Here is a 14,436-nt window from a genome sequence, read left to right as displayed (position 1 = left end):
CGAGTAATTCGTAATAAGGTGAACCTAAGTAGCTTGATCGATCGGCTGCGGCGCTCTAGCTGACACTCTTTTCCGCTGCCGAAGACCGCGGCTTCGGGCCTCAATGCGCTGCCCGAGGTAGCAGGCCGCGATGATCAGCACTGCACCCAGGACGCCAAGCCAGCCAATTAACTCGCCGCCCACCGTGATGCCGATCAACACCGCCCAAACCGGCTCGGTGCCCATCAGCAGGCTGGCTCGGGAGGCCGAGGTCTGCCGAATCGCCCAAAGCTGCACCAGGAAGGCAAAGACGCTGCAGGCCAAGCCGAGGTAGAGCACGCCGAGCCATTGAGGCAGTCCAAAGTTGACCACCGCGCTGATGGCGCCGCCCGGGTCCATGGCGGTGAAGAGCGCTGCGCACGCTGCGCTCTGCAACAGTGTCACGGTGAGTGAGTCGAAGGATTTACCGGTAGTCAGCTTCGCCATCAGGGTGACGTGTCCGGCCCGTACAGCGGCGGCGGCAAGCATCAGTAGGTCTCCGGCATTTGGTAACCGGAAGCCGTTGTCAGAGACCAGCAGGGCTACTCCGACCACGGCGACCACGGCGGCGACAAAGAATCCGGGCGGCAACCAGCGTCGATTAGCTGCCGATTCTAAGATGGGGGTGAAGATGATGGTCAGGCTAATGATCAGCCCCGCATTGGTAGCGCTGGTGACCGAGACACCGTAGGTCTCGAGCAGCAGAATAGCCGCTTGAGTGAATCCCAGAATGATCCCGACCAGTAGTTCGGCCCGGCCTGGCCGCTTCTTTCGCAGCCAAGAGAAGACCGCCAATAACGCCAATGCGGCAATCATGAAGCGCAACGAAAGTATTGCTGGCACACTGGCGAAGTCGGTGAGTTGTTTTGCCGCCAAATAGCTGCTGCCCCAGACCACAGCAACGGCGATTAGCAGAACGTCTACCCGAAGTCTTCGCCAGATTTCCGGCAACTGAGGAGATCTCATATCCTCAGCTTCCAGCGCCAGCAATAAGAGCACAAGCTACTGTTTTTGTGACCAATAGATTAGTTTGAACTAATGTTAATGGTATGGAAGTAGGCCAACTTAGAGCGCTCCGGGAGTTGCGCGACCGTGGCAGCATCGCCGCCGTCGCCCAGGCCATGCATGTCACACCCTCTTCGGTATCTCAACAACTCAGCGCCTTAGCGCGGGCCGCTGGATGTGCCCTAACCTACCGGGACGGTCGACGAACCGCTTTGACCGACGCCGGACGGGCGCTGGCCGCGGCAGCAGTCCGGGTGGAATCCGCGCTCGGCTCGGCTACCGAAGCGGTCAAGCAATTTCAGCAGCAGCCGGCCGGTAGGGTGAGCATTGCCGCATATCACAGTGCTAGTTGGGCGCTTTTCCCCGCGCTGCTCGAACGGTTCAATGAGCCAGACGGCATTGAGTTGCTGCTGAGCGATGAGGACGTCGCCCAGCAGCACTTCCCGCGGTTGACCGCTGATTATGATTTAGTGATCGGACACCGTCTGCAAGGCGGTGCCCAATGGCCAGCGACGGTGCACGTTGAGCCTTTGTTCCTCGAACCACTGGATATTGCGATGCCCGCCGGTCATCGGCTGGCGAAGAGGCAGGTATTGCAAGTTGCTGATCTTCGTGGCGAAGCCTGGCTCGCGGTGCATGACGGTTTTCCGCTCCGCGGCGCCATTGAACAGATCGCCGGTATCAATGGGGAAACCGCAAAAATAGTTCACCGGATCAACGAGTTCTACGTCGCCGCCAGAGTGGTGGAGGCGGCGGCGTGTATCTCATTGATGCCGCGATTCACGGTGGATCAGACGCGCTATCCCGGACTGGTGATGCGGCCCTTGGAGTTTCCCCAACTGGGGCGGCAAGTCGATTGCTTAATGCGCCCTGAAGCATTGACCAGGGGCAATGTGAGGGCAGTCCTTGGGGCCTTGCGCGAAATCTCAGCAAGTCTGAGTCAGGGAGTCTGAGCGGTTAACCTTTCCGAGTTCAAAGCACCCTATGGGGTATTAAGCTAGACCGGTGCGCAAACTTCTGGCCGACGTGACTCCGCTCCGGGAGAGCCCGGCGTATCGCCGAATGTGGACGGGGGTTGCGCTTTCTTCGGTGGGGTCGCAGCTCACCCTGGTGGCGATGAGTCTCCAGGTGTACGCGCTCACCCAGTCGACTTTCGCGGTCGGCCTGCTTGGCATATTCTCGCTGGTTCCGTTGATTATTGCAGGGCTTTACGGTGGGTCAATTGTCGATGCCCACGACCGCCGCAAGGTGGCCTTGTATTCCGCTGCCGCACTCTGGATTATCACCATCGGGGTCGCTGCTCAGGCCTGGTTAGGACTTGGCCAGCCTTGGATCCTCTATGTTTTTGCGGGTCTGCAAAGCGCTGCGATGGGCATTAACCAATCCGCCCGGAGCGCAATCATCCCCCGGCTGGTACGTCCGGAGTTATTGCCAGCGGCAAACGCTTTGAACATGATTGTCTTTGGCGTCGGTATGAGTATTGGCCCGCTGCTGGCCGGCTTCTTGGTCAGCCATGTCGGCTACGGCTGGACGTACCTGATTGATGTGCTCACCTTTACCGCCGCGCTCTGGGCGGTTTTCAGACTTCCCGCAATGCCGCCCGAGGGTGATCAGGTCCGCAAGGCGGGCTTGCGCTCGGTCTTTGAAGGGTTTCAGTTCCTGGCGCTACGCCCCAATATCCGGATGACGTTCCTGGTCGATCTGTGCGCCATGATCTTCGCCATGCCGAAGGCCCTTTTCCCGGCGATGGGTGCGGTATGGCTCGGCGGTGGGGATGCCACCGCCGGTCTATTACTTGCCGCGGTGGCAATCGGCTCACTACTAGCGGCGCTGTTCTCGGGCCCCTTGGGTCGGGTGCACCGGCAGGGCTTGGCAGTTGGTATTTGTATCACCGTCTGGGGCGCCGCAATAGCCGGGTTGGGTGCGGTGGTTCTGCTTGCGGGTAAGCATCAGGGCGGGGAGGTTTCGCCGTGGTTGTGGCCTGCGGTGTTGCTTCTGGTGATTTCGGGGATCGCGGATTCGATCAGTGGCGTCTTCCGGTCCACCATCCTGCAATCGGCCACCCCGGATCAGTTACGCGGACGCCTGCAGGGCATCTTCATCGTCGTGGTGGCTGGGGGCCCACGGCTCGGCGACCTGTTTTCCGGCACCGGCGGGCAGTTATTCGGTGAAGGCTTTGCGGCCCTACTTGGCGGGCTGCTCTGCGTGGCTGCGCTGTGGATTCTGCTCAAAACCCAGCCTAAATTCCTGCGTTATGACGCGCGAACCCCTGAACCTTAGATGTCAGAATAGGGATATGCGTCTGATTCTGATCCGTCATGGCCAAACCCCATCTAATGTTCGCAGACTTCTGGACACTGCGATGCCTGGGCCCGCTTTGACCGATCTCGGCTCTGAGCAGGCACGGGCCCTGGTGCCGGCCCTCGCCGATCAGCCGCTGGATGCCATCTATTCTTCGGTGGCCTTGCGCGCCCAGCAAACCGCCCAACCGCTGGCCGATGAACGCTCCCTGGAATTGCAGGTGCGCGAAGGTGTCAGAGAAATCGCTGCCGGAGAATTAGAAATGGCAGGGGACCTAGCGTCGATCAAGAAATATCTCACAGTGGTTTTCGGCTGGGTAGTGGGGCAACCGGAGTTGCGGATGCCCGGTGGTGAGACCGGCACCGAAGTGCTGGAACGGTTCGACGAGGTTGTGCAAGAGGCGCTCGACGCGGGTCATCGCAGCGCTGCAATTATTAGCCATGGTGCAATGATCCGTATTTGGGCGGCTAGCCGGGCGGCCAATGCTGACCTGCAGAACCCACAGCAGTACGATCTCAGCAACACCGGTGTAGTGATCTTGGACTATGACAATCCTGACGATAATGATGATGCTGCACGGCCATGGCGACTGGTGTCCTGGACCGCCGAACCAGCCGGTGGGCCAAGCCTTGCCGACAGCAAGCATGACGGTCCTGATCTGGAAGGGCTGAGCGCTGAAGAAAACTAAGCCACCAGGCAAGCCTAAGCTCCTTCCTCGACGCTGGGTTGCTCGGACTAAGACTAAGGTTAAGACTGAGGTCAAGGCCACGGCGCTTCCCGCTCAGCGTTTCCGGTCCTTGCGTAGAATCCGTTGGGATCGGATTCTGTTGTTTTCAGCTGCGCTCGTCGTCTTAGCGGTATCAGCTTCGCTGAACACCACGATCTATGGCATGAACATTGTGCTCGGCCTGCTCCTAGCGGCCGTGCATGCCGGCAGCTTGCTGCTCAGCTATTTCCAGGCCTGGACCGGTATGGTGATTTCGCTGCTCGCCGTCCTGGCCACCTCGGTGTTTATTCAACCCGCTGAGGGCGCAGTCGGCCCGTTCACAGTGATCGGGATGCTGACTCAGCTCGCGATTATTGTGATCTGCGGTTTGCGTGCCCCCTGGTATGTAGCGACCTTGTGCTGGTTAGGAACTCTGGCCGCCGTGACCTACGGCGGCTCCTGGATCCGCGGCGTGCAATTCGGCACCCCGGAAACGGGAAGTCTGGTGGTTTTCGCCGCGGTTGGATTCGGCTTGCTGCTCGCTTCAATCATTGCCCGGCAGTGGCAGCTAATTCGTGCGCAGCTCACCGTGGAGCGTAGCGTCAGCGCCAGTGAGGTTGCCCGTAGGCAGATCGTTGAGGACCGGGCAGGCATTGCCCGCGAACTGCATGACGTGGTCGCTCACGGGATGTCACTGGTCACCGTGCAAGCCACCACGGCTCGCTATCGTTACCCCGAGCTGGATAGCAGGGTGGTCGCCGAGTTTGATGAAATTGCCGAGCATTCACGCCGTGCCATGACGGAGATGCGGCACATTCTAGGGGTGCTGCGGGCCGAGGATGGCCAAGGTGAAACCCGGCCGCAGCCCGGGGTGAGCGATCTGAAAGCGCTAGTTGAATCGATCCGTCGTGCTGGTATTGCGGTTGATATTTCCTTACCCGACAACTTCACGCCCGGGCCGGTATTGGGTCTGACGGTGTATCGGATCGTCCAGGAGGCACTGAGCAATGTGGTGCGACATGCACCAAATTCTCGCGCCACGGTGCGGATTAGTCAGAGCTCAAAGCAATTAGTGGTGTTAGTGGAAAACAAGGCAACGAGTGCTCTTTCCACCGAGAAGACCGGTGGCCATGGCTTGATCGGGATGCGTGAGCGGACCCAAGCTGTTGGCGGTACGCTCGAGTATGGCCCTTCAGGCAATGGAGGATTCCGGGTTGAGGCACGGTTACCGCGCAGCCTGGGGCCGATGAGTGATCCAGCGCAAAGGACGAATTCGTGACAATCACCGCGGTATTGGCCGACGATCAGGCGATGGTCAGGGCTGGCTTTGCCGCCTTACTGAACGCGCAACAAGACATTGAAGTGCTTGGCCAGGCGGAGGACGGGCAGGAAGCCGTGACGCTGTGCGCCAAGCTGCATCCCGACGTTGTGCTCTTGGATGTGCGGATGCCCGAGCTGAATGGCTTGCAGGCGGCCGAAAAGATCATCGCCGCGAACTACGGCACGAAGGTGCTGATGCTCACCACCTTCGACATCGACGATTACGTCTATGAGGCGCTCGCGCTGGGGGCCAGTGGTTTCTTACTCAAAGATGCCCTTGCCGATGAGCTGGTCTCGGCGGTACGGGTGGTGGCAGCCGGTGAGGCCCTGCTTGCGCCCAGTGTGACTAAGAGACTGATCGAAAATTTCAGTAGGAGCCGACCGCGAACCGCTGTGCACACCGCTCGGTTGAACGGTTTGACCGAACGGGAACGCGAAGTGCTCACCCTGGTCGGCCGCGGGCTCTCCAACCAGGAGATCGCCGCCGAACTTTTTATCGCTGAGCAGACTGTGAAGACACATGTTTCAAAGCTTTTCACCAAGCTGGACCTGAGAGATCGTGTCCAAGCGGTGGTGCTTGCCTACGACACCGGCCTGGTGGAACCCGCTTAGCCGAGTTTGGCCGAATCGCTGCACGGAGCGTCCGGCGGGTCATCAGTGATGCCGAAGGGATGCCTATGGCCTGCCAGCCCAGCTAGGGTTGGCAGGCCATAATTTAGTTCCTTGGTTTAGCTATCCTGATGCTCGATCAGTTTGAAAGCCGCTCCGGTCGGGTCAGTCAGGCCGACCATTCGGCCGAAGGGGGTGTCTTCGGCTTCTTGAATCACCTGGGCGCCCAACGCTAGGGCTTTGGCGACGCTTTCATCGACATTGGCGACATCGAAGTAAATCTCCCAGTGTGAGGGAACGCCTTCGGGCAGGAATCCGGAGGAATCCATCACGCCGGCACGGGCGTCATCGCCTTCTCCGAGGGTGCTGTAACGAAATTCCTCGGTGTCTGACATGGTGCTGGGCTGCCAGCCGAAAGTATCTTTGAGGAAGTCTAGGGAGGCCTGATAGTTCTTGCTGTGCAGCTCGAACCAGGCCGGGGCGCCGATAGCTGCCTGGAGTTGGAAACCGGTGTGACCACCGAACTCCCAGACGCCAACCGCAGCTCCGGCCGGGTCGCCGACCATACCCATTTTGCCCTGTTCGGGGACTTCCATCGGGGCCAGATAGACCTGCCCGCCATTAGCCGCCGCAAGTTCCGCTGTCTTATCGATGTCATCGGAGCGCAGATAGGTGCTCCAGACGTCCGGATAGCCCGAGTCTGGGGCGTTCTGCATTAAACCAGCGACGCTCTTGCCGTCCTTTGAGGCCACTACATAGCCGCCGTATTTTTCTTCGTCGCCGGTTTCGTAGGTCCAGTCGAAAAGCGCGGTGTAGAAGTTTTTGGACTTCTCCAGATCGGAGGTCATCAAGTCAATCCAGCAGGGCGCTCCAGCCGGGATTTCAGATGTCGTCATTATCGCTCCTCTTCCTTGATGACCGATGTCATCTCACCTAGACCCTATGTCGGAGCAGGCCTCGATTCAATGCTTCACCCCGCAGAGCTAGCTGTGAGACCGCGACCATACCGGGGTAGGGGGAGAGAATCGCTCCGCTGAGCGATGTGCACTGGGAAAACCGGTTCTTAGTCTGCTGAGAGATAGCAGATTATTTCTCAGGAGACAGCCATGACGCAGCTTCTTTCTCGACCGGCAGCTAGCCCCGGTGATGCCCACAATACGGCGGTGCGCCGCGATGTGGTGGTGGATTTAGCCAGGGCGGTCTGCCTGCTAGTGGTGGTACTTTTTCACGGCATTATGATGGGCGTGCAACTGGACCCGGTACGCGGTTGGCAGGTCACTAATGCCTTCGAAGGCCAAGCATTTTTCCCGGTGCTGTCGCTTTTCCTCCAGGTGATGCCGCTGTTTTTCATCCTGGGTGGCTTTTCCAGCTTTGGCGCTTGGGAACGACGCCGACAAGCCGGGCGCTCAGCTGGTAGCTTCATTCGCGAACGATTGCTCAGGCTGGGCCGACCTGCCATCGTGGTGTTTGGCGTGGTTGGCCTAGGGCTGGTGCTCCTCGCTGCCAGCGGGGTACCCGCCGACTTGCTAGGCCAAATCGGCTTCAGAATCTCGCAGCCAATGTGGTTTCTGGCCGTCTATTTGGGTTGCTCCGCCGTGGTGCCGGTGATGGCAGCGGCTCATCGTCGGGCTCCCTGGCTCACAGTTGGCGCTTTGTTAGTAGCCGTGATCGCTGTCGATCTACTGCGAGCAGGCACTGGTATCGAGGGTATTGGCTTTGCGAACCTGATCTTCGTCTGGGCTTTAATGCAGCAGATTGGCTTCTTTGTCGCTCAGGGCATGAGGTTGTCGCGGCTGACACTAGTGATGATTTTTGCCGGAGCATTAGGGCTATTACTGGCCGGTGCCGCGTTGGCCTGGTGGCCGCTGGATATGCTGACAAATCTGAATCCACCCCGCTTCCCGCTCGTATTGCTTGGGATGGCCCAGCTTGCACTATTGGAAATTAACCGGACAGCTTTGCAACGGTGCGCCGAGCGCCCGCGGCTTCGCCGGGCGAGCGACTTTGCCAATACAAACTCGTTGACCATCTATCTCTGGCACGCCAGCGCGATGGCCGGTTTGATCGGTCTCATGCTACTGATCGGCTCTCCCATGCCGGAGCCGCTCAGCCTCGCTTGGTGGGCTAGCCGGGGCATTTGGCTAACAACCTTACTCGCCGTGGTGATTCCTTTGGCGGGCTACCTGAGTCGATTTGAGAAATTGCCCAGCCAAGCAGTGAGCGGTGGTGATTCACGGCATGTGGTGCTGGCGATCTTGCTCGCGGTAACCGCTGTCGTACTGGTATTGGCGACGGGTTCCAACCCGGCGAGCTGGTTGCTCGCCACACTGGGATTAATGACAGCCCTCCGGCTAGCTAGCGGAGGTTCACGAACTGCAGATCTGCGTCCTCAAAGGTTTTCAGGAGAGCCATGGTGGCTTGCAGGTCGTCGCGCGATTTTGAGCTGACGCGGAGCTCATCACCTTGGATCTGAGCCTTGACGCTCTTTGGGCCTTCATCGCGGATCAGTTTGGTGATCTTCTTAGCAACGTCCTGGGCGATACCTTCTTTGATTGACGCCTCCAGTCGGTATTCCTTACCGGAGGGGTAAGGCTCACCCGCGTCGAGGGACTTCAGGGAGATGCCCCGCTTAATCAACTTGCTCTCAAAGACGTCGAGTACCGCCTTGACTCGCTCGTCGGAGTTCGCCTTGAGCAAGATATTCTCGCCGCTAAAGTCGATCTCTGCGCCGACGCCCTTGAAGTCGTAACGCTGCGCGATTTCCTTCTGAGCTTGGTTCAGCGCATTAGCTACTTCCTGCTTATCGACCTTGCTGACCACATCGAAAGTTGAATCGCTCGCCATGATTCCTCCTGGTTGTCTCAAAAATTATCTGCCCCCAGCTTAGTCCTCGGCTGTGTGGGTAGAGCTTCAAAGCAGTTATCTAGGTTATCTGAAGTCGGAACAAATTTGGCTTCGGCAGAGTAGTACTAAGCAGTAAAGGGAAGGGAGTCATCAGGTGTCGAAATCTCGCCGCTACATTGTTCGAGGTGCCAAGGCCGCGGCCGGTACTGTGCTGGCTGCGGCGACCGTCGCCGCGATGACAGCCTTTGCTCCGGTGCCCAGTTCGACAGCCTCAAGTTCGACGGCGCGTCTCGCTGGCGTCCATCAAGATCTGACGCGTGCGATTGAGCTCCGTCAATTGACTCCGGAACAGGCCGAAAAATTTGAAAAACGCCTGCTCAAGCAGATCAATCAGGCTGAAAATTAGACTCGCCTAAGCCCGAAAAACCACTCGATTCGATTCTGAGCCAGTTGTTCTGTAAAGTTGTCTTGCTCCCACTGGGGAGTCGCTCATGGCAGATTACCCGAGCGGCCAAAGGGGGCTGACTGTAAATCAGCTGGCAACGCCTACGGGGGTTCGAATCCCTCATCTGCCACCGAGTAAGAAGGCCCGTACTTCCCTGAAATAACAGGGAAGTACGGGCCTTCTGCTTAATCTGAGTTAGTTCTCTGAGTGCTTTCGACCATAATTTCTGGCAAATCTGGTCAATCTGAGCAAAAGGGCAGCCAAAGACCCCACCGCCAAGCCGAGCAGGCTCTGCTGGTTAGTGGGCTACGTCCTCTTGCCGAACTTCTTCAAGGAGTTCCCAGTCGTGTTCCGGGGTTTCGCGTTTGAACACCTGGACGGGACCGTCGGGGAAGAATTCTTGGTGCGCTTCCGCCCACTCCGATGCCTCTTCATCGCTCTGGACATCTAATTTGATGAAGTCAGGGGAGGTGACCCAGTCGGCCCTGCGGTAAGCATATGAACTCATCCGGCTAACTGTACACCGGCGGACCCGCTCAGCGGTGTGAGTGCCGCGGCTGAGATAGACGTGCACTGATGGTTTGCAGGCCGGAAGCCTCAGGCCTTTAGCTGTTGTGCTCTCTCAGCGCGGTTTCTTGGCTTCAAGAAGTTCATGATCATGTTCAAATTCCGGCTCGGAGTCGAGTTCTTCATTGAAGACCCAGAACCGGTAGGCAAAAAATCTGAACAGAGTTCCTAAGATCAGGCCAACCACGCTACCGGCGATGAAGAGTGAGGCCTTGTCGTTTAGGTTCAGTGCATATTTCGCGAACCAGACGCAACCGGAAGCGATCAGCAGTCCAATGATGTTCATTACCGCGAACATCACTGCTTCTCGCACTGGATTTGCCTGTTTTCGGTGCCGAAAGGTCCAGAAACGATTAGCAATCCAGGAGAAAATACTTGCCACAATTGTGGCGATGGCCTTCGCCCAGACTTCGCTGCCATGCATTGGCCCGCTAAAAAGCCAGATGAATATAGCGCTGTCGATCACGAAGCCGATTCCGCCGACGATGCCGAATTTTGCAACTTCTCGCCAAAGCAACTGAACGAGGCCACGAACTCGCTGAATGATCGATTGAAACATTCCCCTCCAGGGCTCCGCGATAGATTGCTGAATCCTCTCGAAAGGCAATACTACCTTCGTCCTTCGCTGGCCAGCGGGCTATCCCCATTGACGCTAAAACTGTGGCTGGTTACGCTTGGCTGGGCACTCATTCCGGTGCAGCTAAGAGAGTCGAAATGGGTGAGGCAATGCGTGCGCTGAGACAAGGGTTCCTGCTGATCGGGTTGACCATGCTTACCGGGTCTTCGCTACTAGGTTTGAGCCCACTCGTCGCCAACGCAGCACCCAGCGTCACGACTCGAGTGGCCGCTTTCTCAGCGGCGCCGGCGAAGGTCTACGCCGGTAATTCAATTACTTTGCAGGCGCAGGTCCAACGCCTGGCCGGAAAGAGCTGGGTCAAAACGGGTGCTCTGAACATCGGCATCTGGTTTGATCCCGACGGCGCTAAGCCGAATGCTTTGGTCCGTACCGTGAAAACTAATGCCAGCGGGTATCTCAAAGCTTCCCAGTTGCCCGCCGTTTCGGGCCGTTGGTCGCTCAGATTGCCCGCCACCTCAAGCTATAAGGCATCCATCAGTTCGCAGCTTTATGTGCAAGTGCTTGCCGCAGTGGCAAAGCCGATCAGTAAGAATAGCTGTCCGAGCTGGGCCCCCATTAAGGGAAATAAACAGTCGCACATCTACCATCTGCCGGGGCAGCGATTCTACAAAGCCACCAACCCCGAGCTTTGCTTCGCGACCGAGGCGGCCGCGGTGAAAGCTGGTTATCGGAAGGCCAAGGTATAACTCTTCGCAGGATGAGCTCTGCGCCTGCTAATGAGGTTGTGATGGGCCCAATATATGGACGCGATTAGCGGGCGGACGGTGTCGAGCGCACACTGAATTGTGTCCATAAGCAACCAGATTTCTGCTTCGCAGCCCAAAAGCCGAGTCGGGCTGACCGTATTGGCGCTCAGTCTTGGTACATCGCTTAACCCGTTGAACTCTTCGATGATCGCCGTTGCACTCGTGGTATTGCGCGGAGATTTCGGCCTTGATGTCGGTACGGTGACCTGGGTTGTCACCTCGTTCTATCTTGCCTCTGCTGCGGGCCAGCCGCTCATGGGTCGACTCGCCGATAGGTTCGGGCCGCGGCGACTTTTTATGCTCGGCATGGTCATCGTGGCGCTGAGCTGTGCGCTTGCGCCGCTGGCTACAAATTTCCTGCTGGTCTGCCTTGCCCGCGCGCTGATGGCGATCGGTACGGCAACCGCTTTTCCGAGCGCTGTGGTGATGGTTCGTGCCCTGAGTGCCGTTGCCAAGGTGAGTTCGACCAGGCCGCTTTCTCGAATCCAGATGGCGAACACCGTCGGCGCTGCGCTGGGGCCGGTGGTGGGCGGGTTATTGATTAGTGTCGCGGGCTGGCAGTGGCTCTTTCTGATTAATGTGCCACTCGCCTTGATCTCGTTGCTGGGGGTGAAGTTCTTTGCGCCGGCCGACCCACCACGCGAGCAAGGCAGCCTTGGTTCGCTTCTCAAAGCTTCTGACCTGCCTGGAATTGCGGCTTTCACGCTCACCCTGGTGTTGCTGATTATGGGCTTGCTCGATGCACTTCCTGGCTACCGTGGCTGGTTACTCGGCCTGGCTCCGCTGGCTGCCGCGCTGTTTGCCTGGCGGGAGCTGGCAGTGCAGCGCCCCTTCCTGGATCTCAGGCTGCTGAGCAGGAACCGTCCGTTACTGCTGATCTATCTAGCATTCTTGGTCTTTAACGGCGTCTACTACGTGGGTTTCTTTGGTCTGCCGCAATTACTTGAGCAGTCAGCAGGCTATCCCAGCAATGTGGTCGGTCTATTGATGCTGCCACTCGCCGCGATTTCGGTCGTAGCGACTCCGCTGGCAGCCAGGGCCATTGACCGCTTTGGGGTGAGGAGCATGCTGATCACCGGAGTGCTCGTGCTCTTGCTTGGGGTGGCCCTGCTGTGGTTGCTGACGGTCAGCTACGCGCCGCCGCTCGTCTTGCTCCTGACGGCTGCGCTCGGCTTGCCGTTCGCCGCTGTCAACATCGCAGCCAGCCAGGGCATGTACGCGTCGACCCCGGCGAAGGACTCCGGGGTGGCGGCGGGCATCTTGCAGACCTGCCGCTATATTGGCGCAATCGCGGCCACCGTGATGATCGGTGTTTTCTATGCTCCAGGTGTCAACCAGCAGCAGTGGAGCCAGTTAGTGTTGGCGATTGCCGGGCTAGCCGTGCTCGCATTGGTGATCACTTTGTTTTGGCGGCCAGGCAGAGCTGAGACTCGATCCAAGTTGTAGTTAGGCAACCTAACTGTTAGGCTACCTAACTGTGAGTACAGAAAATATTGATCTTCTTGAGTTAGCAGCCGATTTTCGAAGTTCGCTACGTCAGACAGTGTTCCTCACCAGGCAGCTGGACGCTGAAGCCGAACTTTCAGCCGCTCAACTCAGCGTGTTGACCATGCTCTCCAATGGCGGCCTTCGGGTCAGCGTGATTGCCGCTAATCTTGGCGTCAAAGTGCCAAGTGCAACCGAAGCCATTAAGCGGCTGGAAGCTGACGGTCTGCTGAGCAGGAGCGCCGATCCTGAGGACTCTCGGGCTGTCGTGGTCAGTCTCAGCGAGAGCGGTCGGCGCATTGCTGAGATAAATAATGCGCGTCGAAATCACTTAATGGCAGAACTGCTCGGTCGCTTGAGCGCCGCGGAGCAGCAGAGCCTGCGCGCCGCCATTCCGGCGATCGCGAAACTCAACGGCAGTTTCAACCAAAACAACATTTCTACACAGGGAAACTAGGGATAGATCGGTGTCAGCTCAGCACAGCGTGGAAACCATAGAAGAAACTCTCCACGAAGAAAAAGTCTCAATGCTCAAACAGCCCATTGCGGTCTGGGCCACCGCAATTGCAGCGGTCTTTGCCTTTATGGGAATTGGCCTGGTGGATCCGATTCTGCCCGCCATTGCGAGCAACCTGAAAGCTAGCCCTTCCGAAGTTTCGCTGCTTTTCACCAGCTACTTTCTGGTCACCGCGATCGCCATGCTGATTACCGGCTGGGTATCCTCGCGGATTGGGGGTAAGAAAACGCTGTTGATCGGGCTGGCCTTGATTGTGGTCTTCGCTTCACTCTCGGGTATCTCGAATACGGTCGGTGAGTTGGTCGGCTTCCGAGCCGGCTGGGGCTTGGGAAACGCGCTCTTCGTGGCTACCGCGCTCGCCGTTATTGTTGGCGTGGCTAGCGGCGGCACCGCGACTGCGATTATCCTCTACGAGGCGGCGCTCGGCTTGGGAATCTCACTCGGCCCGTTGCTCGGGGCCTTGCTTGGTGGTTGGCAGTGGCGGGCGCCGTTCTTTGGTACCGCGACCGCCATGGCAGTGGCCTTCATCGCTTGCCTCGTTCTGCTACCCAAGATGGCACCCCCCGCGGTCAAGACCAGGCTGCGCGATCCGCTGCTGGCGCTTGGTCACAAGGGGCTCCGATTCACTGCGGGCAGCGCCCTGTTCTACAACTTCGGTTTCTTCACCATCCTGGCGTTCACCCCATTCATCCTGGGCATGGATGCTTATGGCATTGGCGCCGTGTTTTTCGGCTGGGGAGTCTGCCTGGCAATCACCTCGGTCTTCGTGGCCCCGGTGTTGCAGCGCCGTTTCGGTACTACCCAAGTGGTCTCAGCCACTCTGGTGCTGCTAGCTCTGGTGCTGATCGCGATTGGCTTCGCCGCGGGGCACTCGGTGCCGCTAGTGGTGATCCTGGTGATCTTCTCCGGGGCGTTGCTCGGCATTAACAACACGCTTTACACCGAGCTGGCGATGGGAGTCTCTGACGCACCCCGCCCGGTGGCGAGCGCCGGATACAATTTCGTGCGCTGGATGGGCGGGGCGCTGGCGCCCTTCATCGCGGCCCAACTGGGTGAGCACTTCGGTGAACAGGTGCCGTTCTTCGTTGCCGCGGTCGCCATCGTGATCGGCATCGCCGTGGTGGTGCTGGGCCGTAAGCACCTTGCCGGTGTGGCTAGCGAGCACTGAGCGACAGCGAGAAATTTAGACAGCTGAGACGGGCTGCTGAGCGATTCAAGCGAATCGCTCAGCAGCCC

Annotated in this window: 16 protein-coding genes and 1 tRNA gene; 12 read left to right on the top strand and 5 right to left on the bottom strand. The window is 58.5% G+C overall.

Annotation, left to right across the window (positions count from 1 at the left end):
* Positions 1-24 precede the first annotated feature (24 nt).
* Positions 25-984 (bottom strand): DMT family transporter, encoded by a 960-nt coding sequence (locus UM93_RS10585; protein ID WP_082057099.1) that lies wholly within the window; start codon positions 982-984, stop codon positions 25-27.
* Between the two features lie 83 nt (positions 985-1,067).
* Between UM93_RS10585 and UM93_RS10580 the strand changes: the two genes are divergently transcribed.
* From UM93_RS10580 to UM93_RS10560, 5 genes are all read left to right on the top strand, one after another.
* A complete protein-coding gene (locus tag UM93_RS10580) occupies positions 1,068-1,976 on the top strand; it encodes a LysR family transcriptional regulator (RefSeq protein ID WP_045075481.1) in 909 nt (302 codons plus the stop codon).
* Positions 1,977-2,028: 52 nt separating this feature from the next.
* Positions 2,029-3,303 carry an MFS transporter gene (locus UM93_RS10575; protein WP_045075479.1) on the top strand — a complete coding sequence of 425 codons (1,275 nt, stop codon included), beginning with the start codon at positions 2,029-2,031 and terminating at the stop codon, positions 3,301-3,303.
* A gap of 16 nt (positions 3,304-3,319) precedes the next feature.
* Positions 3,320-4,012 carry a histidine phosphatase family protein gene (locus tag UM93_RS10570; protein WP_045075477.1) on the top strand — a complete coding sequence of 231 codons (693 nt, stop codon included), beginning with the start codon at positions 3,320-3,322 and terminating at the stop codon, positions 4,010-4,012.
* A gap of 109 nt (positions 4,013-4,121) precedes the next feature.
* Positions 4,122-5,309 carry a sensor histidine kinase gene (locus UM93_RS10565; RefSeq protein ID WP_045075476.1) on the top strand — a complete coding sequence of 396 codons (1,188 nt, stop codon included), beginning with the start codon at positions 4,122-4,124 and terminating at the stop codon, positions 5,307-5,309.
* Positions 5,306-5,962, top strand: coding sequence for a response regulator (locus tag UM93_RS10560; protein WP_045075474.1), 657 nt, complete (start codon positions 5,306-5,308; stop codon positions 5,960-5,962). Before UM93_RS10565 ends, UM93_RS10560 begins: the two co-directional genes overlap by 4 nt.
* A gap of 116 nt (positions 5,963-6,078) precedes the next feature.
* On the opposite strand, the gene UM93_RS10555 is transcribed toward UM93_RS10560, so the two are convergent.
* Positions 6,079-6,855 (bottom strand): VOC family protein, encoded by a 777-nt coding sequence (locus UM93_RS10555; RefSeq protein ID WP_045075472.1) that lies wholly within the window; start codon positions 6,853-6,855, stop codon positions 6,079-6,081.
* Between the two features lie 210 nt (positions 6,856-7,065).
* Between UM93_RS10555 and UM93_RS10550 the strand changes: the two genes are divergently transcribed.
* Positions 7,066-8,406 (top strand): acyltransferase family protein, encoded by a 1,341-nt coding sequence (locus UM93_RS10550; protein WP_052663741.1) that lies wholly within the window; start codon positions 7,066-7,068, stop codon positions 8,404-8,406.
* Here the strand turns inward: UM93_RS10550 and UM93_RS10545 are convergent.
* Positions 8,315-8,803, bottom strand: a complete 489-nt coding sequence (locus UM93_RS10545; protein ID WP_045075471.1) for a YajQ family cyclic di-GMP-binding protein — start codon at positions 8,801-8,803, stop codon at positions 8,315-8,317. The genes UM93_RS10550 and UM93_RS10545 overlap by 92 nt on opposite strands.
* 154 nt (positions 8,804-8,957) lie before the next feature.
* Between UM93_RS10545 and UM93_RS10540 the strand changes: the two genes are divergently transcribed.
* Together UM93_RS10540 and UM93_RS10535 are read left to right on the top strand one after the other, a co-directional pair.
* Entirely contained in the window at positions 8,958-9,209 is a 252-nt protein-coding gene (locus tag UM93_RS10540) for a hypothetical protein (protein WP_045075469.1), read from the top strand.
* Positions 9,210-9,296: 87 nt separating this feature from the next.
* A tRNA-Tyr gene (locus tag UM93_RS10535) sits at positions 9,297-9,378 on the top strand.
* A 168-nt stretch (positions 9,379-9,546) separates the two neighbouring features.
* Here the strand turns inward: UM93_RS10535 and UM93_RS10530 are convergent.
* On the bottom strand, positions 9,547-9,756 hold the full coding sequence (locus UM93_RS10530; RefSeq protein WP_045075468.1) for a hypothetical protein: 210 nt from the start codon (positions 9,754-9,756) through the stop codon (positions 9,547-9,549).
* Positions 9,757-9,870: 114 nt separating this feature from the next.
* Positions 9,871-10,374: a GtrA family protein gene (locus UM93_RS10525; protein ID WP_045075467.1), complete on the bottom strand. Its 504-nt coding sequence runs from the start codon at positions 10,372-10,374 to the stop codon at positions 9,871-9,873.
* Between the two features lie 101 nt (positions 10,375-10,475).
* Between UM93_RS10525 and UM93_RS10520 the strand changes: the two genes are divergently transcribed.
* From UM93_RS10520 to UM93_RS10505, 4 genes are all read left to right on the top strand, one after another.
* A complete protein-coding gene (locus UM93_RS10520; protein ID WP_045075465.1) occupies positions 10,476-11,138 on the top strand; it encodes a sunset domain-containing protein in 663 nt (220 codons plus the stop codon).
* 99 nt (positions 11,139-11,237) lie between these two features.
* The gene (locus UM93_RS10515) at positions 11,238-12,644 is read left to right on the top strand and encodes an MFS transporter (RefSeq protein WP_422784939.1); all 1,407 of its coding nucleotides are present in this window, start codon (positions 11,238-11,240) and stop codon (positions 12,642-12,644) included.
* Between the two features lie 31 nt (positions 12,645-12,675).
* Positions 12,676-13,140, top strand: coding sequence for a MarR family winged helix-turn-helix transcriptional regulator (locus tag UM93_RS10510; RefSeq protein WP_045075464.1), 465 nt, complete (start codon positions 12,676-12,678; stop codon positions 13,138-13,140).
* A 70-nt stretch (positions 13,141-13,210) separates the two neighbouring features.
* Entirely contained in the window at positions 13,211-14,368 is a 1,158-nt protein-coding gene (locus UM93_RS10505; protein WP_082057098.1) for an MFS transporter, read from the top strand.
* Positions 14,369-14,436 lie beyond the last annotated feature (68 nt).

The sequence above is a fragment of the Psychromicrobium lacuslunae genome (genome assembly GCF_000950575.1).
Taxonomy (GTDB): domain Bacteria; phylum Actinomycetota; class Actinomycetes; order Actinomycetales; family Micrococcaceae; genus Renibacterium; species Renibacterium lacuslunae.
This window is presented reverse-complemented; position numbering and strand designations above follow the sequence as displayed.

Excerpts from the sequence above, each read along its gene's own strand:
- UM93_RS10585 (WP_082057099.1), bottom strand. The coding sequence starts at position 984 with ATGAGATCTCCTCAGTTGCCGGAAATCTGGCGAAGACTTCGGGTAGAC.
- UM93_RS10580 (WP_045075481.1), top strand. The coding sequence starts at position 1,068 with ATGGAAGTAGGCCAACTTAGAGCGCTCCGGGAGTTGCGCGACCGTGGC.
- UM93_RS10570 (WP_045075477.1), top strand. The coding sequence starts at position 3,320 with ATGCGTCTGATTCTGATCCGTCATGGCCAAACCCCATCTAATGTTCGC.
- UM93_RS10555 (WP_045075472.1), bottom strand. The coding sequence starts at position 6,855 with ATGACGACATCTGAAATCCCGGCTGGAGCGCCCTGCTGGATTGACTTG.
- UM93_RS10550 (WP_052663741.1), top strand. The coding sequence starts at position 7,066 with ATGACGCAGCTTCTTTCTCGACCGGCAGCTAGCCCCGGTGATGCCCAC.
- UM93_RS10545 (WP_045075471.1), bottom strand. The coding sequence starts at position 8,803 with ATGGCGAGCGATTCAACTTTCGATGTGGTCAGCAAGGTCGATAAGCAG.
- UM93_RS10530 (WP_045075468.1), bottom strand. The coding sequence starts at position 9,756 with ATGAGTTCATATGCTTACCGCAGGGCCGACTGGGTCACCTCCCCTGAC.
- UM93_RS10525 (WP_045075467.1), bottom strand. The coding sequence starts at position 10,374 with ATGTTTCAATCGATCATTCAGCGAGTTCGTGGCCTCGTTCAGTTGCTT.
- UM93_RS10505 (WP_082057098.1), top strand. The coding sequence starts at position 13,211 with ATGCTCAAACAGCCCATTGCGGTCTGGGCCACCGCAATTGCAGCGGTC.